The organism is Streptomyces sp. (genome assembly GCF_050698815.1).
Classification (GTDB): Bacteria; Actinomycetota; Actinomycetes; order Streptomycetales; family Streptomycetaceae; genus Streptomyces.
On sequence record NZ_JBOHCV010000643.1, the window covers coordinates 1 to 2,190 of the forward strand.

The following is a 2,190-nucleotide window of genomic DNA, read 5'->3' on the forward strand; positions in this document are numbered from 1 at the left end:
AGTCACCGGCCTCGGTGTGCAATGCGCGGGCGCGCGCCGGCTCGCCGTTGTCCAGAGCGATGAGGGAGCGCAGAAAGGTCCCGTAGGTGCGGGCGTCGGCCATGCCGAGCCGGTCGCCGTCCTCGACGGCGCGCCGGGCCAGTTTCTCGGCCTCGCCGCTGTCACCCTGCCGATACCAGACCTCGCCGACGCGGGCGAGGATGAAGGGCAGTTCGGTGAGGGCGCCCAGTTGCTGGGCGTACCGGAGGGCCGCCTCGTACTCCCGGCGGGCGTCGGCGTAGCGGCCGTGCTGAATGTCGATCTCGGCGCGCAGTCCGCAGACCTGACTGAGCAGCGGTCGCCGCTGGGCCGGGCGAGAGATTCGATCTCGGCCACGTCGGCGTGGGCGAGAGCCAGACCACCGGCGAGGTCCACACGGATGTGGGCGCGGAAGAGCAGGGCTACGGCCAGCTCCCACGCGTGCCCGAATCTGCGGCAGGTGGCAACGGAGGTGTCCATCAGCCGTCCCACACTCTTGAGGTCCATCAGCAGAAAGGCGGTGAAGGGCCACAGCAGGCCGGGCATGCGGGCGGATTCGGGGCGGGGATGCCGGAAGACGGCCAGGAGTTCGCGGGCCACGAGCCGGTAGCTCTCGTCCTGGAACAGCTCGCAGTGCTCCCGCTCGGCGAGCAGGAACAAGCGCAGCAGCTGGCATTCGCGGTAGCGGATCTCCGTCTCGTCGTCCCGCTCGGCGCGGTCGGCGGGCAGCAGGGCCATGGTGCGTTGGATCCAGCCCGCGCCCTCCTCCCGGTAGTTGCGCAGCCACCAGAACCAGCCCATCGCCTGCACGAAGCCGAAGAGGGTGTCCGTGTCCGCCCCCTGGAGGGCGCGGTGCACGGCGGCCCGGATGTTGTCGAGGTCGGCCTCCAGCCGGGGCAGCCAGGTCAGTTGCTCGGCCGAGCGCAGCCGCGGCTCGGCGGCGGTGACGAAGCGGAGGAGCTGTCGCGTGTGCCGCTGCTCAGCGGCGACACGGTCGGCTGGGTGCTCGGCGGCACGTTCCTTCGCGTATGCGTGGATGGTCTCCAGCATCCGGTACCGGACACCGGTCTCGGCTCCGACCGGGGGCTGTTCCGCGATGAGGATGGACTTGTCCACGAGCGCGCCGAGTACGTCGAGCACGTCCAGCGTCGCCTCCCCGCCGGTCTCCTCCCGGCCGGCGCAGACATACTCCGCGGCGGTGAGCGTGCAGCCGCCGGAGAAGACGGACAGCCTGCGCAGCACGGTGCGTTCACGCTCGTCCAGCAGGTCCCAGGACCAGTCGACGACGGCACGCAGAGTCTGCTGGCGCGGCAGCACCGTACGACTGCCGCTGGTGAGGAGGCGGAAGCGGTCGTCGAGCCGGTCGGCGATCTGCCGCGGGGTGAGGGAACGAAGCCGGGCGGCGGCCAGTTCGATGGCGAGCGGCAGCCCGTCGAGGCGACGGCAGATCTCGGCGACGGCAGCGGGGTCGGTGGCGGAGGTGGAAACGGAGGCGGAGTGGGCCTCGGAGGCTGAGGAGACCTCGGAGCCGGACGTGGAGCCGGTACGGAATCCGGCTCGCGCCGCCGCGGCCCGGTCGGCGAAGAGGCGGTGCGCGGGTACCGGGGGCAGCGGTTCCACGGGCCGTACGGTCTCGCCGGGCACACCGAGCGGCTCTCTGCTGGTGGCCAGGACGGTGAGCCCGGGGCTGTGCGCGAGCAGGGTTTCGGCGAGGTGGGCGGCGGCGTCGATCACATGCTCACAGTTGTCGAGCACCAGCAGCAGGCGGCGGTGTGCGCAGTGTTCGAGGAGGCGGGCGGTGGCGTCGTGAGCCGGCTCCGCGACTGCCGTACGGGCGCCCGGGGGCGTGGGCTCGAGGGTGCCGGTGAGGACGGCGGTGCCGCGCCGTCCGAGGGCGCTGAGCACAGCTCCGGGCACGGCCGTGGGGTGGTTGAGCGAGGCGAGTTCGATCAGCCAGGCCCCGTCGGGGTACGGCGTATCAGGACCGCTGACACCGAGGGCGGCCACCTCCTCGGCGAGCCGGGTCTTGCCGGAGCCGCCCGGTCCGGTGAGGGTGACGAGGCGGGAGCGGCCGAGGTCGGCGCGCAGAGTGCCGAGGTCGGCTTCGCGGCCGACGAAGCTGGTGAGCCGGGCGCGGAGATTCCCGGGATACCGCACGGTTCCATTGTCATC

The 2,190-nt window shown here is 72.1% G+C and carries 1 protein-coding gene; it reads right to left on the reverse strand.

Going from position 1 to position 2,190, the window contains the following annotated elements; translation table 11 throughout:
• The coding region (locus ACRDP3_RS23100) for an ATP-binding protein (protein WP_431518917.1) at window positions 1–2,175 on the reverse strand (2,175 nt) is incomplete at its 3' end.
• Window positions 2,176–2,190 lie beyond the last annotated feature (15 nt).